Source organism: Leifsonia sp. KNZ12-8B, assembly GCF_056755495.1.
This window is the reverse complement of the sequence record NZ_JBPGXM010000052.1, coordinates 1-22936: the sequence shown is the minus strand read 5'-3', so window position 1 is coordinate 22936 and position 22936 is coordinate 1. Positions and strand designations below refer to the sequence as shown.

The 22936-nt window shown below is 71.1% G+C and carries 22 protein-coding genes; 15 read left to right on the top strand and 7 right to left on the bottom strand.

What is annotated here, in order from left to right; all coding sequences use genetic code 11:
* Positions 1 to 30: 30 nt before the first annotated feature.
* Positions 31 to 1155 (bottom strand): substrate-binding domain-containing protein, encoded by a 1125-nt coding sequence (locus tag ACR9ZG_RS09735; RefSeq protein ID WP_481284629.1) that lies wholly within the window; start codon positions 1153 to 1155, stop codon positions 31 to 33.
* Positions 1156 to 1394: 239 nt separating this feature from the next.
* On the opposite strand from ACR9ZG_RS09735, the gene ACR9ZG_RS09730 reads away from it, so the two are divergent.
* From ACR9ZG_RS09730 to ACR9ZG_RS09685, 10 genes are all read left to right on the top strand, one after another.
* Entirely contained in the window at positions 1395 to 2603 is a 1209-nt protein-coding gene (locus ACR9ZG_RS09730; protein WP_481284628.1) for an ROK family protein, read from the top strand.
* Positions 2604 to 2646: 43 nt separating this feature from the next.
* Positions 2647 to 3666 (top strand): LacI family DNA-binding transcriptional regulator, encoded by a 1020-nt coding sequence (locus ACR9ZG_RS09725; RefSeq protein WP_481284627.1) that lies wholly within the window; start codon positions 2647 to 2649, stop codon positions 3664 to 3666.
* A 166-nt stretch (positions 3667 to 3832) separates the two neighbouring features.
* Positions 3833 to 4306, top strand: coding sequence for a RidA family protein (locus ACR9ZG_RS09720; protein WP_481284626.1), 474 nt, complete (start codon positions 3833 to 3835; stop codon positions 4304 to 4306).
* A gap of 1 nt (position 4307) precedes the next feature.
* Positions 4308 to 5471, top strand: a complete 1164-nt coding sequence (locus ACR9ZG_RS09715) for an ABC transporter substrate-binding protein (protein ID WP_481284625.1) — start codon at positions 4308 to 4310, stop codon at positions 5469 to 5471.
* Positions 5472 to 5485: 14 nt separating this feature from the next.
* Positions 5486 to 6394: a branched-chain amino acid ABC transporter permease gene (locus tag ACR9ZG_RS09710; protein WP_481284624.1), complete on the top strand. Its 909-nt coding sequence runs from the start codon at positions 5486 to 5488 to the stop codon at positions 6392 to 6394.
* 2 nt (positions 6395 to 6396) lie between these two features.
* Positions 6397 to 8280, top strand: coding sequence for a branched-chain amino acid ABC transporter ATP-binding protein/permease (locus ACR9ZG_RS09705; RefSeq protein ID WP_481284623.1), 1884 nt, complete (start codon positions 6397 to 6399; stop codon positions 8278 to 8280).
* Positions 8277 to 8987, top strand: coding sequence for an ABC transporter ATP-binding protein (locus tag ACR9ZG_RS09700; RefSeq protein WP_481284622.1), 711 nt, complete (start codon positions 8277 to 8279; stop codon positions 8985 to 8987). Before ACR9ZG_RS09705 ends, ACR9ZG_RS09700 begins: the two co-directional genes overlap by 4 nt.
* 82 nt (positions 8988 to 9069) lie before the next feature.
* A complete protein-coding gene (locus tag ACR9ZG_RS09695; protein ID WP_481284621.1) occupies positions 9070 to 10671 on the top strand; it encodes a gamma-glutamyltransferase family protein in 1602 nt (533 codons plus the stop codon).
* Complete coding sequence (locus ACR9ZG_RS09690) at positions 10668 to 11369, top strand: YoaK family protein (protein WP_481284620.1); 702 nt, start codon at positions 10668 to 10670, stop codon at positions 11367 to 11369. Before ACR9ZG_RS09695 ends, ACR9ZG_RS09690 begins: the two co-directional genes overlap by 4 nt.
* 48 nt (positions 11370 to 11417) lie before the next feature.
* The gene (locus ACR9ZG_RS09685; RefSeq protein ID WP_481284619.1) at positions 11418 to 12491 is read left to right on the top strand and encodes a phosphotransferase family protein; all 1074 of its coding nucleotides are present in this window, start codon (positions 11418 to 11420) and stop codon (positions 12489 to 12491) included.
* 110 nt (positions 12492 to 12601) lie between these two features.
* Here the strand turns inward: ACR9ZG_RS09685 and ACR9ZG_RS09680 are convergent, their stop codons facing one another.
* A complete protein-coding gene (locus ACR9ZG_RS09680) occupies positions 12602 to 13642 on the bottom strand; it encodes a LacI family DNA-binding transcriptional regulator (RefSeq protein WP_481284618.1) in 1041 nt (346 codons plus the stop codon).
* Positions 13643 to 13752: 110 nt separating this feature from the next.
* On the opposite strand from ACR9ZG_RS09680, the gene ACR9ZG_RS09675 reads away from it, so the two are divergent.
* The 5 genes from ACR9ZG_RS09675 to ACR9ZG_RS09655 are packed head-to-tail and all read left to right on the top strand — an operon-like array spanning position 13753 to position 19420.
* Positions 13753 to 15129 carry an ABC transporter substrate-binding protein gene (locus ACR9ZG_RS09675; RefSeq protein WP_481284617.1) on the top strand — a complete coding sequence of 459 codons (1377 nt, stop codon included), beginning with the start codon at positions 13753 to 13755 and terminating at the stop codon, positions 15127 to 15129.
* Between the two features lie 40 nt (positions 15130 to 15169).
* Positions 15170 to 16087, top strand: a complete 918-nt coding sequence (locus tag ACR9ZG_RS09670; RefSeq protein WP_481284616.1) for a carbohydrate ABC transporter permease — start codon at positions 15170 to 15172, stop codon at positions 16085 to 16087.
* Between the two features lie 2 nt (positions 16088 to 16089).
* The gene (locus ACR9ZG_RS09665) at positions 16090 to 16998 is read left to right on the top strand and encodes a carbohydrate ABC transporter permease (RefSeq protein WP_481284615.1); all 909 of its coding nucleotides are present in this window, start codon (positions 16090 to 16092) and stop codon (positions 16996 to 16998) included.
* 38 nt (positions 16999 to 17036) lie between these two features.
* On the top strand, positions 17037 to 19070 hold the full coding sequence (locus tag ACR9ZG_RS09660) for a glycoside hydrolase family 2 protein (protein ID WP_481284614.1): 2034 nt from the start codon (positions 17037 to 17039) through the stop codon (positions 19068 to 19070).
* Positions 19071 to 19123: 53 nt separating this feature from the next.
* Positions 19124 to 19420 carry a DUF2277 domain-containing protein gene (locus ACR9ZG_RS09655; protein ID WP_481284613.1) on the top strand — a complete coding sequence of 99 codons (297 nt, stop codon included), beginning with the start codon at positions 19124 to 19126 and terminating at the stop codon, positions 19418 to 19420.
* Between the two features lie 50 nt (positions 19421 to 19470).
* Here ACR9ZG_RS09655 and ACR9ZG_RS09650 read toward each other — a convergent pair whose 3' ends face one another.
* The 5 genes from ACR9ZG_RS09650 to ACR9ZG_RS09630 all read right to left on the bottom strand — a co-directional run.
* On the bottom strand, positions 19471 to 20184 hold the full coding sequence (locus tag ACR9ZG_RS09650; RefSeq protein WP_481284630.1) for an SDR family NAD(P)-dependent oxidoreductase: 714 nt from the start codon (positions 20182 to 20184) through the stop codon (positions 19471 to 19473).
* Entirely contained in the window at positions 20184 to 20543 is a 360-nt protein-coding gene (locus tag ACR9ZG_RS09645) for a carboxymuconolactone decarboxylase family protein (RefSeq protein WP_481284612.1), read from the bottom strand. The genes ACR9ZG_RS09650 and ACR9ZG_RS09645 overlap by 1 nt, the downstream gene beginning before the upstream one ends.
* Positions 20540 to 20944: a (R)-mandelonitrile lyase gene (locus ACR9ZG_RS09640; protein ID WP_481284611.1), complete on the bottom strand. Its 405-nt coding sequence runs from the start codon at positions 20942 to 20944 to the stop codon at positions 20540 to 20542. The genes ACR9ZG_RS09645 and ACR9ZG_RS09640 overlap by 4 nt, the downstream gene beginning before the upstream one ends.
* Positions 20941 to 21972 (bottom strand): zinc-dependent alcohol dehydrogenase family protein, encoded by a 1032-nt coding sequence (locus ACR9ZG_RS09635; RefSeq protein ID WP_481284610.1) that lies wholly within the window; start codon positions 21970 to 21972, stop codon positions 20941 to 20943. Before ACR9ZG_RS09635 ends, ACR9ZG_RS09640 begins: the two co-directional genes overlap by 4 nt.
* The coding region (locus ACR9ZG_RS09630; protein WP_481284609.1) for an MFS transporter at positions 21960 to 22936 on the bottom strand (977 nt) is incomplete at its 5' end. The genes ACR9ZG_RS09630 and ACR9ZG_RS09635, both read right to left, overlap by 13 nt.

Here is a 22936-nt window from a genome sequence, read left to right as displayed (position 1 = left end):
CCCCCCCCCCCCCCCCCCCGGTTCGGGGCGTCAGCCGCCGGTGACGCTCGACGGCGGCGTGGTTCCGTAGTCGGACTTCCAGCCCTCGTCGAGGTTGGACTTCGTCACCTTGGTCGGGACGGAGGCGACGAGCTCCGGCGCCTTCTTGTCCAGCACGCCGTATGCGCCCGCCAGCGCGAGGCCGGTGCCGATGCCGATGGAGCCGTTGCCGACCATGCCCGCGACGTTGGTGCCGGACATCATCGCGGCGCCCAGCGTGGTGTCGAGGTCGTTGGTGACGACCTTGATGTCGGTGCGGCCGGAGGCCTTGATCGCGGCGAGGACGCCCTGAGCGGCGGTCGCCCAGGAAACGTAGATGCCCTTGAGGTTCGGGTTCTTGGCGATCATGGCCGCCGCGACCGTCTGGGTGGCCGTCTCGTCGGCGAAGCCCTCGGAGTCGACGATCTTGACATCCGGGTACTCGTAGGCGAGCCAGTCCTTGAACGCCTTGTCGCGCTGGTTCGTGAACCAGAAGTTCGCGTTGTACGAGAGGTACCCGACCTCGCCCTTCTTGCCGAGCGCGTCGCCCAGGATCTCGGCGTTGTCGCGGCCGGCCGCGGTGAGGTCCTCGGTGACGATGGAGACGAAGTCGGTGCCGGCCTTGTAGCCGGCCGGCGGGGTCGTCATGACGACGAGCTTGGTGCCGGCGTCGACGGCCGGCTTGAAAGCCTTGGCGGCCGAGGTCGGGTCGACGGCGATGGTGACGATGATGCTGGGGTGCAGCGCGAGCACCGTCTGGACGTTGTTCGCCTGCGTCGCCGCGTTGAAGTTGGCCTGCGTGCTGGCGACGACGTCGATGCCGAGCTTCTTGAACTCGTCGCGTGCGCCCTTCTCGACGGCGCTGACGAAGTCGGAGGAGGTGTGCCAGACGAAGGCCGCGGTGTACTTCCCGTCCTCCACCTTGGCCTTCTCGTCGTCGGTGAGCGACAGGTCGGAGAGAGCCGAGGGCTTCTCGCCGTTGGGGCCGGTGAACTCCAGGCTGGGCTTGGCGGCGGGGGTGGAGGATGTCGACGCCTGCGTGCCGGCGGAGCAGCCGGCGAGGGCGAGGGCGATGGCGAGTGCTCCGGCGAACGCGGCGCGCTTGCCGAGACGCCGAGTGGGACGTGCTGTGCTCATGGTTGGTGACCTTCCGGGACCGGGTTGAAGAATCCGTCGTGGTGGCGTCCCCCGGGAGCTCGCGCCCCGTCGCCGTTGACTTGCTGAAGCCATTTTGATTTCAGCAAGCAATCAAAGTCAAGCGCCAGAATGTATCGAACAGATTTCGGAGCCGTAAATCCTGATGCTCAGGCCAGTCGGGTGGCGATGCGGGCACTGTTGGGCTAGTTTCGGACTCACGCTGATGACAAAGGGGCGCGATGGTTCAGGACACTCGGGAGATCAACCGCAATGCTGTCCTGACGGCCCTTCTGGGCTCGCGGCCGGCCAGCCGGAAGCAGATCGCCCAGGTGACGGGGATCTCCCCGGCGACGGTGAGCCGCGCGGTCGACCAGCTCCTCGCGGAGGGCATCGTCACCGAGACGACCGAGATCGTCTCGGAGTCCCGCGGCCGCCGCGCCGTCGGACTCGATATCGTCGCGGACCGTGTGTACGTGGTCGGAGTGGACCTCGGCGCCTCCAACACCCGCATCATCGTCGCCGACCTGCTCGCCCATCCCGTGCTCGCGACAGAGGTGCCGACGCCGGTGGGTCTCTCGGAGGCCGGCCTCGCCGACTGGATCGGCGCGACGGTCCGCGCGGCCGCCGGCGACGTCTGGGACCGGGTGGAGCACGTGTGCCTCGGCCTCCCGGGTGCGGTGAACCAGCGCGACCTCAGCGTGTCCAACGCGCCGAACCTGCCCGTCGTCGAGTCGCCGACGTTCCTCGCCTCCGTGGAGCGGGCGACGGGGCGCGCGATGCACTTCGAGAACGACGCGAACTACGCCCTCCTCGGTGAACTGCATTTCGGCGCCGCGCGCGGCACGCCGAACGCGGCGATGCTCACGATCGGCTTCGGTCTGGGTGCCGGTCTCGCCGTCGACGGACGCATCCTGCGGGGCGAACGCGGCCTGATCGGCGAGTTCGGCCAGTTGCCGATCGGCCCGCTCGGCACGCGCCTCGAGCACATGGTGACCGGCGGCGGCATCCTGCGCCGCGCCGCCGAGGCCGGCCTGCAGCTCGAGGCCCCGACCGAGCTGTTCGCGGCCGACGCCGGACCGGCCCTGCAATCCCTCCGCGCCCACTTCGACCAGGCGCTCCTCGTGGTGCTGACCGCGACGACCGTGTCGTGCGACCCCCAGACGATCGTGCTCGGCGGAGGCATCGCGAACTCGCTGGCGTCGTCCCTCGATCGCTATCGCGCCGCCCTGGAGCAGAACCTCCGGGTTTCACCCGCCCTCGCCACCGCCGAGCTGGGCGACTTCTCGGGCGCAGTGGGCTCCGTGGTCGCGGCCCTGCACACCGTCTACGGCGACCTCGGCGTCGAGGAGGCCGCGGTCGTGCGGCTGCCGATGGGCGATGCGCTCGCGGCGGAGGAGATCGCGCGGGCGGCGCGGTCGGTGGTGCGGTCCTCGGCGTCGCCGGCCTGACGCGCAGCCGCGGCGGCGAGAACGCTGATGCTACGTTCTACCTGTGGATTCGGGGAAGCCTGCGACGCTGGCTGACATCGCGCGCATCGCCGGGGTGTCGCGGACGGCGGTGTCCCAGATCCTGGCGGGCTCCGGCCGGATCTCGGAGGAGACGCGGGCGCGGGTGAAGGCGCTCGCCGAGGAGCTGGACTACGTCGCGAACGTCGGCGCGCAGAACCTCCGCCGGGCGCGCGCCGGCGCGATCGGCGTCTACCTGCCGGAGAGCAACACCGGCCTCGCCTACTACATGGACTTCCTGTTCGGCGTCGTGCAGGTCGCGTCCCGCCGGTCGCTCTCCGTCACGATCATGACCGAGAGCAACGTCCGCTCGCTGGCGCGCCGCTCGCACGTGGACGGCTTCATCCTGATCGACCCGCCGATCGGCGACGAGACCGTGACGGGGATCCTGGAGGGGCGCCTCCCCGTGGTCAGCGGTGACCGGGTCGCCGGCGACCGCCAGCCGCGCCGGACGGTGTACTCGGATCATCGCGAGGCCGTGCAGCGGCTGCTCGACCACCTCCGGGAGCGCGGGGCGGGGAGGCCATCGCTGATCGCGCCGCCGCCGACGACGACCTGGGGCCAGGACGTCCGCAGCGCCTACCTCGAGTGGTGCGCGGCGCACGGGGTGGAGCCGATCGTCCGGGATTCGACGCAGCGGTTCACGGCCGACGAGGTCCGCGCCGTGTCGACGGAGCTGCTGTCGCTCGACCGCCGGCCCGACGCCATCATCTCGGTCCCCGACGGCTCGGCGGTCGGAGCCGTCTCGGCCGCGCGGGCGCTCGGGCTGACGGTGGGGAGCGACATCCTCGTCTCCGCGTACACCGACAGCCGCGAGATGCAGCTCTCCGATCCTCCTGTGACCGCGGTCGACCTGCACGCGAAGGCGTTCGGCGCCCGGTGCGCCGAGCTGCTGATGCAGGAGCTGGAGCCGTCGGAGACGGGTGCCGCCGTGGAGGCCGCACCGCTGGAGCGGTTCCCGGTCGATCTCCTCATCCGCGAGTCGACGAGCGGCCGCCCGGCCTGATCCGCCGCGGCGCGTCAGCGGCGCGGCGTGTTTCGTCCCGGTTACGGAATGTGGGCGAACAGATTTCCGCTATGGACATTTTTTTCCTGAGGTGTCACGATAAATCACCTTGTAACCGCACCGCATTGAGGAGGCCTCGCCGATGCCCCGATCCTTCGAATCCCGAGTGAGGGAACTCGGCCTCGACATCCCCGACTACTCGCACGACGAGTACCACGGGACCTCCTACGGCTCGATGAAGGCGTTCCACAAGACGGGCACCCTTCTCTTCCTCTCCGGGCACGTCGGCGAGATCGTCGGCCAGGAGCACTTCCCCCAGTACCCCGGTCGTCTGGGGGCGGAGGTGACGGTCGAGCAGGGCTACGCCTCCGCGCGCCAGACCGCGCTCAACTGCCTCGCGACGATCAGGCTCGCCCTGGGCAGCCTCGACGAGGTCAAGTGCCTCGTCGGGTCGCTGAACTACGTCGCGGTGGCTCCCGGGTTCACCGACGTCCACCTGGTCTCCAGCGGGGCGACCGACCTGTTCCGCGACGTGTTCGGGCCCGAGAACGGCATCGGCGGACGCGCCACGATCGGCGTCGCCGCCCTGGCGAGCAACCACTGCTTCGAAAACGTCCTCACGATAGAAACGGTCAACTGACATGACTCACACCAGCAACGCTCGCGCCCGGTTCCTGCGTGGGCTCGTCGCCCCCATCGCCGTGGGCATCGCGGGCTCCGTCCTCCTCGCCGGCTGCTCCGCCGGAACCGGCTCCGACTCGTCCGGCTCGGCGATCAAGCTCGGCTTCACCGCGACCCTCTCCGGCGACTTCGCGAGCTACGGGCTCGACCTGCGCAACGGGGTCGACCTGGCCGTCGCGGAGCTCAACGCAGCCGGCGGCATCGACGGCAAGAAGGTCTCCGTCGAGTCGACGGACGACCAGGGATCGCCCGCCAACGGCCCCGTCGTCGCCCAGAAGTTCTGCGACGACTCGGCCGTGACCGCCGTGCTCGGTTACAGCTTCTCCAGCGTCGCCCTCGCGGCCGTCCCGATCTACCAGCAGTGCGACCTGCCGGTCGTGGCCTCCGCGGTCACGTCGCCGGAGCTCTCCGGCGCCAGCCCCTCCTTCTTCCGCGACGTGTTCACCGATGCGTACCAGGGCGCGGCGATGGGAACCCACGTCCACGAGGACGGCGCCGAGAAGATCGCCGTGCTCTACCAGCAGGACGACTACGGACAGGGGATCTCGAAGGCGTTCGGCGACGCGTTCGAGAAGGCCGGCGGCACGGTCACGAGCTCGCAGGCGTACCAGCTGGGCGCCGTGGACTTCAGCGCCCTCGTCGACAAGGCCCTGGCGGACGACCCGGACGGCATCTTCATCGGCGGCTTCTACACCGAGACGGCGAAGATCGCGAAGCAGGTCCGGACGAGCGGCTCGGACGCCCAGCTCTACGCGACAGACGGCGCCGTGAGCCCCGACCTCATCGCGCTCGGCGGCGACGCCGTGGAGGGCATCAAGGTCTACTCCGCCTTCGACGCCGCCGCGGCGACCGGGAAGGCGAAGGACTTCGTCTCCGCCTACACCGACAAGTACGGCGAGGCTCCCAGCTCGTGGGCCGCGCTCGCCTACGACGCCGTCGGCATCCAGGCCAAGGCGATCGAGAAGGCCGGCAGCCCGGACCGCGCGGCCGTCGCGAAGGCGCTCGCCGCGACGAAGGACTACGAGGGCGTCACGGGCTCGATCGGGTTCGACGACAAGGGCGACCGGGTCGGCACGGTGCTCTTCCTGACGCTGGCCGACGGCGCCTTCGTCGCCGCCGACTGAGCGGACCCGGCCACGTGATCCAGACACTCGTCAACGGACTCGCCCTCGGCGGCATCTACGGTCTGCTGGCGGTCTCCTTCAGCGTCGTCTACGGCGTGCTGGGCATGGTGAACTTCGCGTTCGGCGAGATCTTCATGTTCGGCGCCGTGGGCGCGCTGGTGGCGAGCCAGGCGAACGTCGTGCTCGCCGGCGAGGCCGTCGGAGGACCGGCGCTGCCGCAGTGGGCCGCGATCGGCATCGGGCTCGTCGTCGGCGCGGTGGTCGGCCTCCTGGTGGAGCGCATCGCCTACCGGCCGCTGCGCAACGCACCCATCCTCTCCATGCTCATCACCGCGATCGCGGTGTCGATGCTGCTGCGGGCGATCGGCACGTTCGTCTTCGGCGCGTCGCAGCTGCCGGTGCCCGCACCCGACCTCGGGCCCGCCCTCGAATTCCTCGGGGCGCGGGTGCAGCCGATCGACGTGGTGATCTTCACGGTGGCGATCCTCGCCACGGCCGCGTTCTGGGCGCTCGTCCGGTTCTGGCCGATCGGGCGGGCGATCCGCGCCACCGCGCAGGACCGCGACGCCGCACGGCTGATGGGGATCGGCGTGGACAAGGTCATCTCGACGACCTTCGTCCTCGGATCGGTGATGGCGGCGCTCGCCGGCATCCTCTACTCGCAGAAGTACGGCTTCGTCGCGGCCGCCATGGGCTTCGTGCCCGGGCTGAAGGCGCTCGTGGCGGCCGTGCTCGGCGGGATCGGCAGCATCCCGGGTGCGTTCGTCGGCGGCCTCGTGATCGGGGTCGTCGAAGAGCTCGCCGCCTCCTACGTGCCCCAGGGCTCCGCCTACCGCGACGTCATCGCGTTCGGCGTGCTGGTCCTCATCCTGGCGCTCCGGCCGCAGGGCATCCTCGGCCGCCGCGAGATCGTGAAGGTGTGATCGTGTCTGAAGCAGTCGCGGGCAACCGCTCCACCTCGGCGCGACTCAGGCGCGTCGCCGTCCCCGCCCTCGTCGGGCTGGTCGCGGTCCTCCTCCCGGCGCTGCTGCCCGGGGACCAGTGGGTCCGCGTCGCGGCCCTCGCCCTGGTCTACGTCGCGCTCGCCAGCGGTCTCAACATCCTCGTCGGGCTGACGGGGCTGCTGGACCTCGGGTACATCGCCTTCTTCATCGTCGGCGCGTACACCACGGCGATCATCACCGTGCGGCTGTTCATCGACACCTGGCACTTCGACCCCGCCTCGCTGTGGTGGCTGCTGCCGGCCAGCGTCGTGCTCGCGCTCGTCCTCGCCGGGATCGCCGGAGCCGTCATCGGGTATCCCACGCTCCGCGCCCGCGGCGACTACCTCGCGATCATGACCCTGGCCTTCGGCGAGATCGTGCGGATCGTGTCCATCAACTGGATCGACCTCACGGGCGGTTCGGTCGGCATCCGCGGGATCCCGTCGTTCCAGCTCGGCTCCGGGGTGTTCAGCGTCGCGGCGGAGAACTACTACGTCGTCCTGGTGGTCGCGGTGTGCATCCTGCTCGCCGTCGCCGGTCTGACGGCCTCGCCGGTCGGGCGGGCCTGGGTGGCGATCCGCGAGGACGAGCTGGTGGCCTCGTCGATGGGGATCCGCACCCGGCGGTACAAGCTCCTCGCCTACATCTGCGGCGCCGGCGTCGCCGGGGTGACCGGTGTCTTCTTCGCCCACATGCAGCAGTTCATCAACCCGGACAGCTTCACGCTCGAGGACAACTTCGTCGTCCTGAGCCTGGTGATCCTCGGCGGTGCCGGCACCTTCTGGGGACCGGTCGTGGGCGCCATCGTCTGGATCTTCTTCGAGGCGATCGCCCGCAACTGGCCGTTCGTGCAGGCGCACCCCGAGTTCCAGACCGGGATGCTCGCGCTGATCGTGATCCTGCTCATGATCCTGCGCCCGGGCGGCATCGTGTCCCGGCGGCTGCGGCTGACCAGGCACTCGGCGCACGAGACCGCGCCGGCGACGACGGTCGACGAGACGGCCGCCTTCCGCGTCGCCGACGCGGCGGCCTCCGATGCGGCGGCCCCCGACGCGAAGACCGGGGACGTCGTCCTCTCCGTCCAGGACGTCGGGCGCACGTTCGGCGGCCTCACCGCGCTGAAGTCGGTCTCGTTCACCGTGCGGCGCGGCGAGATCGTCGGACTGATGGGCCCGAACGGCGCAGGCAAGTCGACGATGCTCAACATCCTCTCCGGGGTCACCCGGCCGTCGCACGGAGCGATCACCTTCTACGGCGACCGCATCGAGGGCCTCGACTCCGACCGGGTGAGCGTCGCCGGCATCGCCCGCACGTTTCAGACGGTGCGTCTGTTCTGGGACATGACGGTGCTGGAGAACCTCCTGGTCGGGGCGCATGAGCGGCTGCGCGGCTGGGTCCCGTCGTTCATCCTCCGTCTCCCGCGGGAACGGAGGAACGAGGCGGTGGCTCTGGCCGAGGCCGACGCGCTGCTGCGGTTCGCGGGCGTCGCCGAGACGCGATCCCGCCGGGCCTCCACACTGACCTACGACCATCAGCGGCGGGTGGAGATCGCCCGCGCGCTCATGACGAAGCCGCGCCTGCTCCTGCTCGACGAGCCGGCGGCCGGGATGAACGAGACCGAGACCCGTGCGCTCGGCGAGCTCATCCGCCGCATCAGGGACGCGGGAGTCGACGTCGTCCTGATCGAGCACGACATGGACCTGCTCATGGGCGTGTGCGACCGGATCGTGGTCCTCGACCACGGCGAGGTCATCGCGGAGGACACTCCGTCCGCCGTCCGGGCGGATCAGGCGGTACTCGAGGCGTATCTGGGGAGCGACGCATGAGCATTCTCGACATCTCAGGGCTGTCCGTGCGGTATGGCGCCGTGACAGCGGTGCGCGACGCATCCCTCACCGTCGACGACGGCGAGCTCGTCGTGATCGTCGGCGCGAACGGCGCGGGCAAGTCGAGCCTGCTGCGCGCGACCGCCGGGCTCGTCCGGTCCTCCGGCGCGGTCGGTTTCGCCGGCGCGAAGCTCGCCGGTGCGAGCGCAGAGGCGCGGGTCCGGAAGGGGATGTCGCTCGTGCCGGAGGGACGCCACATCTTCGGCAGGATGACCGTGCTCGAGAATCTGCAGATCGCGACCTGGGGGAGCCCGCACAAGCTGCGGAGCGAGCTCGATCGGATCTACGGGCTGTTCCCGGTGCTGCGGGAGCGCGCCCACCAGACCGCCGCCACATTGTCGGGCGGGGAGCAGCAGATGCTGGCGCTCTCCCGCGCGCTCGTGCGCCGCCCCCGGCTGCTGATGCTCGACGAGCCGTCGATGGGTCTGGCGCCCCTGGTCGTCAAGCAGATGTTCGAGCTCATCGCCGAGATCAACACCGGAGGGACGAGCGTGCTGCTGGTCGAGCAGAACGCTCGCATGGCGTTGTCCATCGCCCACCGCGGGTACCTCATGGAGACCGGCCGGATCTCGCACGGCGGACCGGCCGCGGCGATGCTCGACGACGACGAGCTGCATGCCGCCTACTTCGGACGCCCCACGCCCTAGCCGCCCCGACCGCGCCATCGACAGACCGCGCCCACCGACATCCCGCGCACCCGGACCGTGCGCCATCACGAGGACTGGATCCATGACAACTTCTCCCATCGCGCCCGAAATCGCTCTGGCCGCCCCGCACGTCGACGCCGTCGACGCCGCCAGGGCGGTGATCGCCGACGGCGGGAACGCCGTGGACGCGGCGGTCACCGCCGCGATCGTCCTCACGGTCGTGTACCCGCACATGTGCAGCGCGGGCGGGGACATGATCTCGCTGGTCAGGGCCGACGGCGTCACCGCCGCCATCAACGCGTCCGGCGGCTACGGGTCCGCCGTCGACACCGCCGAGCTGGTCGGCGCGGGCCGCATCCTGCCGACGGCCGGGCCGCTGACGGTCTCCGTCCCCGGTGTCGTCTCCGGCTGGCTGACGATGCTCGACCGATGGGGGACCCTGCCCGTCGCCCGGGTCCTGGCGCCCGCCATCGCCCTGGCACGCGACGGCATGACCGTCAGCAGCGGCCTCGCCGAGGCGCTCCTGGAGGATCGCGAGCGGCTCATCCACGACCCGGGGATGCGCTCGGTGTTCTTCCCCGGGGGCGAGCCGGTCGGCGAGGGGGCCGTCGTGCGGCAGCCCGCGCTCGCGTCGACACTGTCGGCGCTCGCCGAGGACGGGTTGCAGAGCTTCTACACGGGAGCGACGGCGGAGGTGCTCGCCCGCGGGCTCGCGGAGCTGGGCGTCCCCGTGACGCTCGATGACCTGGCCGAGCACCGGCCGCGGGTGGAGGCACCGCTGAGCCTGACCGTCGCCGGGCGCCGGGTGTGGACGGCCGGGCCGAACTCGCAGGGCTTCACCCTCCTGCGCGCGCTGGGAGCCGCCGAGAAAGCGGTCGGCGACGATCCCGTCACGACCATCGACGAGGCCGTGCTCGCCGAGCTGTTCCACAGCGGCGACCTGCTGCGCGACACACTGCTCGCCGACCCGGACGTCGCGCCGGTCGACGTGGACGGTGTCCTGAGCGACGTCGCCCTCGCGACCGCGGCGAGCGACGCGATCGGGAGCGCGGAGTCGGGGGAGCGCGTCCCCCCGGTGCTGACGCCGCGGCCCCACGGTGACACCATCGCCGTCACGGCGGTGGATTCGAGCGGCATGGCGGTCTCGCTCGTGCAGTCCGTGTTCCACGCCTTCGGCTCGCTCATGCTCGAACCGCGGACGGGTCTCGTGCTGCACAACCGCGCGGCCTTCTTCAGCCTCGATCCGGCTTCGCCGAACGTCCTCGCGGCGGGGAAGCGGCCGGCCCACACGCTCGTCCCGGTCATCGTGGACGACGGGGGCGCCGTCTCGGCCCACGGGACCATGGGCGGCAAGGCGCAGTCGCAGATCCACGCGCAGCTCGTCCTGCGCGCGTTCGAGGGGTTCGAACCGGAGGAGATGGTGTCCGCTCCGCGGTTCATCGTCGGCGGCCTGGAGAAGGGCACGCTCAACGACTTCATCCTCGTGGAGTCCCGCGAGGACGAGGAGCGCGTGCAGCGGCTCCGCCGCGGCGGCCTCCCGATCGTGGTGGGACGGGCGTTCGACTCGGACGCCGGGCACGCCATGGTCGCCAGGAAGGACGCGTCCGGACGGGTCGCGGCGGGCGCCGACCCGCGCAGCGACGGAGGCGTGGTCGTGGCCGCGCCGACCGGGGCGCTGTCGTGAGGAGGTTCCGCGGGCGTCCGGCCGACGTCCACCTCGCTCTGATGCTGACGCTGACGTTCACGACCGGCATCATCGACGCGGTCGGCTACCTGGGGCTGGACCGGGTGTTCACGGCCAACATGACCGGGAACGTGGTGATCCTGGGCATGGCCCTCGCGCAGGCGGACGGGCTGCCGATCATCGGGCCGACCATCGCGCTCGTCGCCTTCCTCGTCGGCGCGGCGGCGGGCGGAGCCGTTTTGCGGCGCGCGCACGCCGGCTGGTCCACGCCGACGAGTGCGGCGTTCTGGGTCGTCGGCGGCCTGCTGGCCGCTCTCGGTGTCGCCGCGATCATCGCGCCGCCCCGCACCGACACCCCGTGGGCCTTCGCGATCACCGGCGTGCTGGCGGCCGGGATGGGCCTCCAGGCCGCCGCGGCACGGAAGCTCGCGGTCGCCGACGTGACGACGGTGGTCGTCACCTCCACCATCGTGGGGCTGGCGTCGGAGTCGCGCCTCGCCGGCGGCACGGGCAAGAACTTCCCGAGACGCCTTCTCGCGGTGGTGCTGATCCTCGCGGGGGCGTGCGCCGGAGCCCTCCTGCTCCAGGTGCACTTCGGCGCCGGACTCCTCGTAGCGGGCGCGCTCACGATCGCGGCCACCTTCGCGGGCCACTTCGTCGCCCACCAGCGGTACACGGCCGGCGCGCAGGAGGCGTGAGGGACGCCGCCACGCCGCCTCCCGCTCCCGATGCGGCAGCATAGGAGCATGGATCGCGCGACCGCAGGCACCCGGGAGGCGGCCATCGGCGCGATGCTGGGTGACGCGGTCGCCGCCGGTCCGATCCGGCGGACCACCCTCGCGTACGACGCCTTCTTCGCCCACCGCGAGCTGAGCCGGATCGAGGGCGAGGCCGTCGTGGACGGGGAGCGCCGCGCCTGGTCGCTGATCGAGAAGCGCACCGAAGGGCCGCACCTGGCCGCGCCCTACCTGTACGACAACGGCGTGCGCGAGCTGGACGCGTACCGGTCGGGGCTGTTCGACGACATGCCCGCCCGCATCCGCGCTCCGCGCGCCTACGACACGCTCCTGGAGCCCGACGGCGCGATCACCCTGTGGATCGAGGACGTGCGGCACGAGGGGCCCCGGCCGCTGGAGGCGGACGCGATCGTGACGGCCGCCGGCGACCTCGGGAGGATGAACGGCCACTGGTTCGGCCGCCCGAGCGCAGAGCCGTGGTTCTTCACCGGCTGGATCGACCGGCACGGCCAGCCGGAGGCGGTCGAGCGGGGTCTCGCCACCGTGCGGCGTGCGCATCCGGAGGCCCTCGCTCGCTTCGGCGGCCGGCTGGCCGACATCGAGCGGCTCATCCTCGCGCAGCCGCGGGTGCGCGCCGTGCTCGAGGCGCTCCCGCACACCATCTGCCATCACGACGCCGTCGGCGCGAACGTATTCCGCACCTCCACCGCGACCGTGCTCATCGACTGGGAGTCGGTGGGTCCTGGCACCGTCGGCGCGGACCTCGCCTCGCTGCTGTTCTCGCCGCGCCGGGGCGACGCGTCGGTGCACGTCATCCGGTCGGTCCTGGACGACGCGGTGGAGGCGTACATCGACGCCTTCCGCGAGGACGCGCCGAGCGTCTCACGCGCCCAGCTCCGCGCCGGGGTGGATGCGGCCATCGCCCTCCGCTGGAAGCTCGCCGTCGACGTCGTGGCCGCCCTCGAATCCGGCCACGCGCCGCGCCGGGGCAGCCTGCCCGACGAGCCGGGGGAGGTCGCCCTCGAGGAGCTGATCGAGCTGGTGGAGGTGCTGCTCGCGTCCGCCGCGCGGACGCTCGGCTGAGCGGCTGAGCGGCTGAGCGGCTGAGCGGCTGGGCGGCTGACCGGCTGACCGGCTGAGCGCCGCCCGAACCAGTGCGGCACCCCGGGTGTCGAGCTCGCCGCCCGCCGAGCTCAGCGCAGCGGATGCGGCCGGCGGTCCTCGTGCGCTCCGGTGCTCTCGCGCGGGAGGAGCAGATGCGGTGCGACGATCTCCTCCGCCGGCAGGTTCGGGTCGTCGATCCTCGCCACGATGCGAGCGATCGCCTGTTCGGCGATGAAGGGCGTGTCCAGCGAGATCGTGCTCAGCGATGGCCGTGCGTAGCGGCCCTCGTCGATGTCGTCGATGCCGATGATGGCGATGTCCTCCGGCACCCGCAGCCCGGCGTCGAACACGGCTCGCGTCGCACCCATGGCGAGGAGGTCCGAGTAGCAGAAGATCGCATCCGGCGGTGGCGACGCGGAGAGGAGGGACGATGCGGCCGAGTACCCGTCGGCTCTGCTGTAGTGGTCGGCGGCCCGGGTGAGGGACGCGTCGAGCGGCAGGCCCGCGTACTCGAGCGCCTTGGCATAGCCCTCGGTCCGCTGCTGCGGGGTCGCGTAGTGCTCCTTCGGCTGTGCGCCGATCGCGGCGATGCGGGTCCGGCCGATGGCGATCAGGTGCTCGGTCGCGTCCACGGCCGCCTGGACGTTGTCGATGGCCACGTGATCGAACCGGCCGTCGAACGTGTGCTCGCCGAGGAGCACGAGCGGCATGCCCTGCGACGCGTTGACCTCGCGGAGCTCGGCCTCGGTGGCGAGCGGGGCGAACAGCATCCCGTCGAACAGCATGTTCCGGTCGGTGCCGCGGAGGAGGTCCTGCTCCCGGTCGTGGTCGTGGCCGGTCTGGTCGATCATCACCTGGTACCCGACGTCCCCCGCCGCCCGGATCACGTCTCGCGCGAGCGCGCTGAAGTAGGGCACGTCGATCTCCGGCACGACGAGGGCCAGCAGCCCCGTCCGGCCCGTCCGGAGGGTGCGGGCGACGGGGTTGGGGCGGTAGCCGAGCTCGTCGATGGCCTGCTGGACGCGTGCGCGCATCTTCTCGCTGACGTGCTCGTAGCCGCTCACGACGTTGGAGACGGTCCGCACGGAGACGCGCGCGCGCTCGGCGACATCGCGGAGCGTTGCCGGCATGATTTCCCTCCCTCCCGCCTGCGGAGCTTCCTCATCCTAGCGTTTGCAACCGTTGCAAACATGCTGTACCGTTTTGCATACGTTGGCAAATGGCCGCACAAAGGAGTGTCATGAAGCTCACAACCTCGAAAGGGCGCCGTGCCGCGACAACGCGGCTGATCGCCCTCGGCGCAGCCGGCCTCGTCGCCGTCGGCCTGTCCGGGTGCGGACCCGACATCGGGTCGGGCGATCCCACCGCCTCGAGCACGATGCTCGCCGCCCCCACCGAGAAGTCGCCGAAGGGCGAGATCACGATCTGGGACCGCTCCGGCGACCTCTTCAAGGTCTTCGACGCCGCGATCGCCGACTTCAACAAGGTGTATCCCGACATCACGGTCCATCACGAGGCCGTCGACATCGACGCGAAGCTGCAGAACACCCTCATCACCGGCACGGACGTGCCGGACGGGGTCTTCCTCGACGACGCGAAGGTCGGCGGGTACGCCGACTACCTGTGGAACCTGAAGGATGTGCTCGAGCCGTACTCGAAGGACATCGCCCCGCAGAAGATCGACGTCAACACGGTCAAGGGCGGCATCTACGGCGTGCCGTTCGACCTCGACCCCGGGCTGCTCTTCTACAACGAGAAGGCGCTGACCGCCGCCGGCATCGACCCCGCGTCCATCACGACCTACGACGACCTGATCGCAGCGGCCGAGAAGTACCAGCAGTTCAAGCCGGGAGCGAAGCCCATCCACCTGGAGCAGAGCGCCTTCCTCGGGCAGCTCCAGCTCGAGATGTACGCGAGCCAGCTCGGGACGAGCATCGCGGACGCGGACGGGAAGCTGCGGCTGGACTCCCCGGAGTACAAGCAGATCCTCGGGTGGCTGGACGACGTCCAGAAGCAGGGCCTCGGCACCCGTGCCGAGTACCTCAGCCCGAGCGACATCGGGGCCCTCGACGCCGGCGACGAGGTCTTCTACCCGTGGTCGATCTGGTTCGACTTCGCGCCTCAGCAGCAGCTGACCGCCACCAAGGGCGACTGGCGGGCGATGCCGCTGCCCGCCTGGAAGGACGGCGGCGCGCGCAGCGGCGCGATGGGCGGCTCGTCGTTCGTGCTCCCGAAGGAGGGTGAGAACTCCCAGCTGGCCTGGCTCTTCTACGAGTTCCTGATGTACGACGAGGCCGGTTACACCGCGGTCTACGGGCCCAACGACGTCTACCCGGGAGGCCTCAACACGTCCATCCCCGCCTACGAGCCGGCGGCGAACCCGGACAAGCCGCTCTTCGCCCCCATCGAGGCCATGGGGAACCAGGACCTGTGGTCGACCGCGATCGAGGCCGGGAAGGAGATCCCCGGCGGAGCGCCGCTGCCCACCTGGTGGGCCGGAGCCGTGGACTACCTGGGGAACGACATCCAGAAGATGCTGGACGGAACCCTCACCCCGGAGCAGGTCATCGAGCAGTCCTCGAAAGACATCCAGTCCAACCTGATCGACCGCCAGTAGCGATGCCGGGCCGACCCGACCGCCGAACCGAGGAACACCCGTGACGACGACCGCAGCACCGACAGCACCCCCGCGCACCAGTCGGGGGAGCAGAGGCTACTCGATCCGCAGAGCCATCGCGCCCTACCTGTTCGTGCTGCCCTTCGTCGCGGTGTTCCTCGCGTTCAGCATCTACCCGCTCCTGTTCACGCTGCGGCTGAGCTTCACGAACTGGCACGGAGCGGGCGCGGCGGAATGGGTCGGCCTCGGCAACTACGCCTACCTCCTCGGCAGCAGCGCCTTCTGGTCGTCGCTGGCGAACTCCGGCATCCTCTGGCTGCTGATCGTCCCCGCGCAGCTCGTCCTCTGCACCATCGTGGCCGTCCTGCTCGACAACGCGAAGCTCCGCCTCCGGGGGTTCTACCGCGTCGCCTTCATCGTGCCCTTCGTCACCCCGCTCGTCGCGGTGGCGCAGATCTGGATCGTGCTGTTCGACCAGGACTACGGCGCGGTGAACGGGGTCCTGAACCTCGTCGGACTCCCGGACGTCGGGTGGCTCGTGACGAGCCAGTGGGCCAAGCCGACGCTGGCGCTGCTCTTCCTCTGGAAGACGAGCGGATTCATCATCATCATCCTGCTGTCCGGCCTGCAGTCGATCGACGCCAACATCTACGAGGCGGCGTCCATCGACGGCGCCAGCCGGGTGCGGCAGCTCTGGAGCATCACGGTGCCCCTGCTGCGGCGCACGATCATGTTCGCCGTCGTGCTGCAGACGCTGGCCGTGTTCCAGATGTTCGCCGAGCCGTTCGTCGTGACGAAGGGCGGGCCGTACGGCTCGACCACGACCGCAGGGCTCTTCCTCTACAACCACATCACCCGGGCCGATCTCGGCACGGGCGCCGCGAACTCGTTCCTGCTCGTCATCGTCGTGATGGCGCTGTCGCTCGGATTCGTACGGCTCCTCCGGGCGAAGGACTGACCGTGACCTCCACCGCAGACACCACCCGCGCCGCCGCGTCGCACGCCGTGGCCGGGTCCCGCCCCCTCCGTCGCCGGCCGCTCATCGGGTCCAACGTGTTCCTGATCATCCTCACCGTCGCGTTCCTCGCGCCGGTGGCCTGGGCGATCCTCTCGGCCTTCAAGCCGGCCGGCGAGATCATCCGCGATCCGCTCGGCTTCGACCCGGCCGCCTTCACGCTCGACAACTTCCGCGGGATGTTCCAGGACGTCCCCATCGCGTCCGGATTCCTCAACACGGGCATCGTCCTCGTCGTGAAGGGGGCGATCACGCTGTTCTGCGCTCCCCTCGCGGGGTACGCCTTCGCCAAGTACGACTTCCGGGGCAAGAACGTCCTCTTCGGCACCGTGCTGGTGACGCTGATGCTTCCGACGATCGTGCTCATCATCCCGCTGCTGCTGGAGATGAAGGAGCTGGGCTGGGTGAACACCTACCAGGCGCTGATCCTCCCCGGCTCGGTCGACGCCTTCGCGATCTTCTGGATGCGCCAGGTGATCTCCGCCGTTCCCGACGAGCTGCTCGATGCAGCCCGAGTGGACGGGTGCGGTGAGTTCGGCATCTTCTGGCGGATCGTCGTCCCGGTCATCCGCCCCGGCCTCGCCGGCCTCGCCGTGCTCACCATCATGAACATCTACAACGACTTCGTCTGGCCGGTGGTCGTCGCCAGTTCGAGCCGGATGGCGACGCTCCAGGTCGTGCTCTCCACGCTCGCCCAGAACATCTCGGGGAACAAGGTGGGGGCCGACTACGCGACCGTCACCGGCGAACTGCTCGCCGCGAGCTCCGTCGCCCTCATCCCCCTGCTCATCCTGTTCATCGTGCTCCAGAAGCACTTCATCAACGGCATCCTCGCGGGCAGCGTCAAGGGCTGATCGCCATGCGCACCGAACGAACGAAAGGCACTCCATCCATGTCGATCCCGAAGCCCGAGTACCCGCGACCCGACTTCGACCGTTCAGAGCGCTGGGTCTCTCTGAACGGGGAATGGGACTTCGAGCCGGAGGGCGGCGAACCGGCGACCATCGTGGTCCCGTTCGCGTGGGAGACCAGCGCGTCCCGCGTGCGCCGCACCTGGCTCGAGCGCGCGGTGTACCGGCGGACCTTCGCGGTGCCGGCGGAGTGGGAGGGCCGGCGCCTCGTCCTCGGCTTCGGCGCCGTGCACCATGCGGCGCGCGTGCTCGTGGACGGCAGCGTGGTCGGCACGCACACCGGCGGCTACACGTCGTTCGAATTCGACCTGACCGACGTGGTGCGCCCCGGGGTTCCCGCCGAGCTCGTCGTCGAGGTGGACGCACCGGCCGACAAGCGCGAGATCCCGCACGGCAAGCAGCGGTCGATCCCGCGCGACGACTACGACGGCGTCTCGTTCACCCCGACCTCCGGGATCTGGCAGTCCGTCTGGGTGGAGGCGCGCGGGCGGACGTACATCGCCTCCGCCGCGCTGCGGGGCGACTCCCTGACCGGGTTCACGGTTACCGGCTCCCTCGCCGGAGACGCCCCGGCCGGCACGCCGGTCGTCGCCGCGATCGAGGGGCGGGAGACCGTCTTCGTGACCGGCGCCGACGGCCGCTTCGAGGGATTCCTGGGCGTCGACGAGCCGCGGCGGTGGAGCCCGGCCGACCCGCACCTGTACGCGGTCGAGTTCCGCGTCGGCGACGGGGTCTCGGCCGATCGCGTTGTCGCGACAGCGGGGCTGAGGCGTGTGGAGACCCGCGGCGAGCAGCTCTTCCTCAACGGTCGCCGCTTCTTCGTGCGGGGCGTGCTCGACCAGGGCTACTGGCCGGAGTCGGGCCTCACGGCGCCCAGCGAGGAGGCCATCGTCCGCGACCTGGAGCTCGCCCGCGAGCTCGGCTTCACCCTGGTCAGGAAGCACCTCAAGTTCGAGGAGCCGCGCTGGCTGCACCACGCCGATCGGATGGGGATGCTCGTCTGGGCGGAGCCCGCCTGCCCGAGCCGCTACACCCCGGCATCCGCCCGGGCGTTCGAGGAGCAGCTCCCCGACCTGGTGCGCCGCGACGGGAACCACCCCTCCATTGTGGTGTGGGGCCTGTACAACGAGGAGTGGGGTCTCGACTGGGACATCCCCGGCAGCCCGGAGCGGGCCGAGGCCGCCGTGCACGCCTACGACACCATGCGCGCACTGGACGACTCCCGCCCGATCGTCGAGAACTCCGGCTGGGCTCACGTGCGGACCGACCTGGTCGACTGGCACTACTACGACGAGGACCCGGCGGCGTGGGCCGCCAACGTGGCCGCGCTCGCCGCGGGCGAGAAGGACGAGTTCGAGGTGAGACTCGGACCGGACTTCGTCGTCGACAAGTCCTTCTACGGCTCGGCCGACGTCCCCCGCCGCGGAGTGCCCATCCTGAACAGCGAGTTCGGAGCCGGGTTCACCAGCCTGGAGCGGGCCTGGCACGTGCGCTGGCAGACCCAGGAGCTCCGCCGTCACGACCGTTTCGCCGGCTACGTCTACACCGAGCTCACGGATGTCGAGCACGAGATGGCCGGCCTGCTCGACGCCGAGCGTCGCCCCAAGGACTGGGGCGGCCTCGACCCCGCCGACATCAACGCCGACACGGTCCTGGTGGTCGACCTCGTGCCGGCACGCGCCGGCGCGGACATCCCCGTCCCTGACGGGCCTCTCGCCCTGGGTGTCAGGGTGTCGCATCACGGTGAGTCCGGCATCACCGGAACCGTGTTCGCGGCGTGGGCCGCTGCCGGTTCTCCGGCGGCGACCCTCGACCCGACGACCGCGGAGGCGGGGGAGGAGGTGACTGTCTCGCCGTACGTCGTCTCCGAGCCCGTCACGCTCCGGATCCCGGCACCGGGAGGGGCGGGCAGGCTCCACCTCTGGCTGGACGTCGACGGCGACACGGTCGCGCGCACCTTCGTGGATGCCGCCGAGATCGAGGCGCCCAACCGGCGCGGCGCGCGGGTGGGGTGAGACGGGGACGTCCAGCCCTTCTCTCGAGCGCCGACCGGCGCTATCGTCGCCGCATGTGCCGCAACATCCGCTGCCTTCACAACTTCGAGCCGCCGACGACCGACGACGAGGTGCGGGAGGCCGCCCTCCAGTTCGTGCGCAAGGTCAGCGGCTCCACGCGTCCGTCCCGGGCGAACGCGGCCGCGTTCGAGCAGGCGATCGACGAGATCGCCGAGGCGACCCGCCGCATGCTCGACCAGCTCGTCACCAACGCCCCGCCCAAGAGCCGCGAGCTCGAGGCCGCGAAGGGGCGCGAGCGGCACGAGAAGCGGATGGAGCGGGAGGTGCGCATCCGGACCGCGGCGGTGTGAGGCTCCCGCGACGGCCCGCTCTCGCGCTCAGGCCGCGGTGTCGGGAGGGCTCAGTCGCGCGGCAGCGAGGCCCCGGTGAGGTCGGCGAGGCGCTGCAGCAGCGCCTCCTGGAACACCGGATCGGTGGTCGCCGGGTGCGGGGCCCGCGGCTGCCGGTGATACCAGTATCCGCCCGTCCGCGGGTCGATCCCGGCCGGGTCGGCGGTGGCGAGCCACTCCTGCGTGCGGTGGCCCTCCTCCAGGCTGTCGGGGGCTCCGCGGCCGCCCATCCGGGTGGGGACCCAGCCCGGGTCGACCGCGTGCGAGAGCGTGGCGGTGCGGTCGGCGAGCGCGAGGGCGAGCGCCGTGACGAGCAGCTTGCTGGTCGAGTAGTCGCCGGAGCCGCGGAAGGCGCGATCGAGGTCGGTGGAGCCGGAGCGGTGCATCCCGCTGCTGAGCACGATCGACCGCTGCGGGGGAGTGAGCGACGCCATCAGGAGGTAGGGCGCGATCACGTTGACGGCCGTGACCGGGCCGTCGATCACGCCCGCGTTGTGGATGACGGCGTCGAAGCGGCCGAGGTCGTTCGCGCGGCGGGCCACCTCCCGGGTCTCCTCGATGTCGGAGAGGTCGCCGAAGACGACCGCGTGCATCTGCTCGGCGACGGCCGGATCGGTGAGGCGGTCGGGGCGGCGCGCGTGCAGCACGACCCGGTGGCCGGCGCGGGCGAGCGTGTCGGCGGTGGCGAGGCCGAGGCCGGTGGACGCGCCGGTCACCAGGATCATCACGCGGGGTCGCCTCCCTCGGTGCCGCTGTCCTCCGTCGCGAACAGCTCCTTCGCGATGGTCATGGCCGACATCGCCTTGGGCCAGCCCGCGTAGAAGGCGAGGTGCGTGATGGCCTCGATCAGCTCCTCCCTGGTCACCCCGTTCTGCACGGCGAAGGGGAGGTGGAAGCGCAGCTGGTCGACGTTCCCGCCGGTCAGCAGCGCGGTCACCGTGATCAGGCTGCGGTCGCGCTTCGACAGCTGCGGCCGCTCCCACACCTCGTCGAACAGCACCTCGTCGGTGTAGTGGACGAGGCCGGGGGCGAAGTCGCCGAAGGCGCGCTGCCCGCCGGTCCAGCCGGAGCTCTCGCCGGTCATGCGCGCCCCTCGTACTCGTCGTCGGTGATGTGCTCTTTCCAGGTGGTGGTGTCGGCCGGGTCGTCGGCGGACTCCAGCATGGCGATGTGCTCCATGAAGCAGCCGGGCGCGGCCGCGTGCCAGTGGTCCTGGCCGGGCGGCGTGTAGAGCGTCTCGCCGGGCCGCACCTCGATGATGTTCCCGTCGCGGTCGCCGAACCTGGCGACCCCGGCGGTGACGCGGAGGTACTGGCCGCGCGCGTGGGAGTGCCAGGCCGTGCGCGCGCCAGGGGCGAAGCGGACGAGCGCGACGGTCATCCGCTGGTCGTCCTCGTGCGGGCTCGCGATCGGGTCGACCCAGACGTCGCCGGCGAACTGCTCCGGCGGGTTCTTGACGGTCGGGGCGGTCGGTTCGATGTTCATGCGTTCTCCGTCTCCAGCAGGACTTTCGTGGCGCGGCGCTCGTCCATCGCACGGTAGCCCTCGGCCGCCTCCGCCAGGGGGAGGGTCAGGTCGAACACCGCGCCGGGGTCGATCTCGTCTTTCATGATCAGCTCGATCAGCTCCGGAAGGAAGCGCCGGACCGGAGCCGGGCCGCCGTGGAGGTGCACGCCGGAGAAGAACAGCTCGAGGCCCGGCAGCTCCACGTCGTGCGAGACGCCGACGTAGCCGACGTGCCCGCCCGCGCGGGTGGCGCGGATGGCCTGCAGCATCGACTCCTGCGTGCCGACTGCCTCGATCACCGAGTGCGCGCCGAGACCGTCGGTGAGCTCCTTGATCCTGGCCACGCCCTCGTCGCCGCGCTCGGCGACGATGTCGGTGGCGCCGAAGCGCCGGGCGAGCTCCTGGCGGTCGGCGTGCCGGCTCATGGCGATGATCCGCTCGGCGCCCAGCTGCTTCGCCGCCAGGATGCCGAGGAGGCCGACCGCGCCGTCGCCGACGACCGCGACCGTCCTGCCGGGCCCGGCCTCCGCGGCGACCGCGGCGAACCATCCCGTGCCGAGCACGTCGGAGGCGGCGAGGAGGCCGCGGAGCTGCTTCGGCGTCGGCGCGCCCGGCACGACGACGAGCGTGCCGTCGGCGAGCGGGACGCGCAGCTTCTCCGCCTGCGTGCCCATGGCGCCCATCGGGACGCGGTGCACGCAGTGCGACTGGTAGCCGGCGCGGCAGATCTCGCACGTGTTGTCGGAGGCGAAGAACGAGCCGACGACGAGGTCGCCGACCGCGACGTCCGTCACGGCGTCGCCGATCTGCTCGACCACGCCGACGTACTCGTGGCCCATCGGGGTCGGCTCGGTCACCGGATCGGTGCCGCGGTAGGGCCAGAGGTCCGAGCCGCAGATGCAGGCGGCGGAGACGCGGATGATCGCGTCCGTCGGCTCCAGGATGGTCGGGTCGTCGCGTTCTTCGACGCGGACGTCCCGCGGGGCGTGCATGACTACTCCACGCATGTGGGGGTTCCTTCCGTTGCGAGGTGGTCGGTGCCGGCGGGGGCGGTGACCCGGGCCGGACGGTTGAGGAGGACGAGGGCGGTGAGGCCGGCCAGCGCGATCGACACGGTCGTGACGAGGCCGAGCGGCAGGATGCTCAGCGCGCCGGCGACCCCGACGAGCGGGGCCGCGATCCCGCCGAAGGCGAAGCGGGCGGCGCCGAGGAGGGAGGAGGCCGTCCCGGCGATCTGCGGGTAGTCCGCGAGCGCGATGGTCGTCGAGGGCGGGCTGGTGATCGCGGTCCCCGCCGCCAGCAGGAGGAGCGACACGATGACGATGCCCAGCGGGACGGCGGTCAGGCCGGCGGCCAGAAGCCCCAGCGCCCCGAGGCCGGCTACCACCAGCCCGACGGTCAGCGTGCCCGGCACGCTCCACTTCTCGCTGGCGCGGCCCGCGAGGTGGCCGCACACCATGAATCCCGCCGAGTTGAGCCCGAACGCGAGCGCGTAGCCCTGCGGCGACAGCCCGTACACGCCCTGCAGCACGTAGGTGGCGCCGCTGAGGTAGGCGAACAGCGCCGCGTAGACGAAGCCCTGCGCGACCACGGCGCCGACGAAGCGGCGGTCCGAGACGAGCAGCCGCAGATCCCGCCCGATGACGGCGAACCCGGCGGCCGTGCGCGCCTCCGGAGCCAGTGTCTCCGGGAGCCCGAACGCGACCCAGGCCAGGATGACGGCGCCGATGGCGGCGAGGATGAGGAACAGCCCGCGCCAGTCGAGCACCGCCGTGAGCGCCCCGCCGAGCAGCGGCCCGACGATCGCGGCGAACCCGCCGATCACCGTCAGCCGTCCGTAGAAGCGGATCAGCCTCCCGCCCTCGTACACGTCGCGGCCGGCCGCCTGCGCGATGACGATGCCGACGCCGCCCGCCAGCCCCTGGACCAGCCGGGCGACGATCAGGACCTCGACGGTCGGGCTGGCCGCGC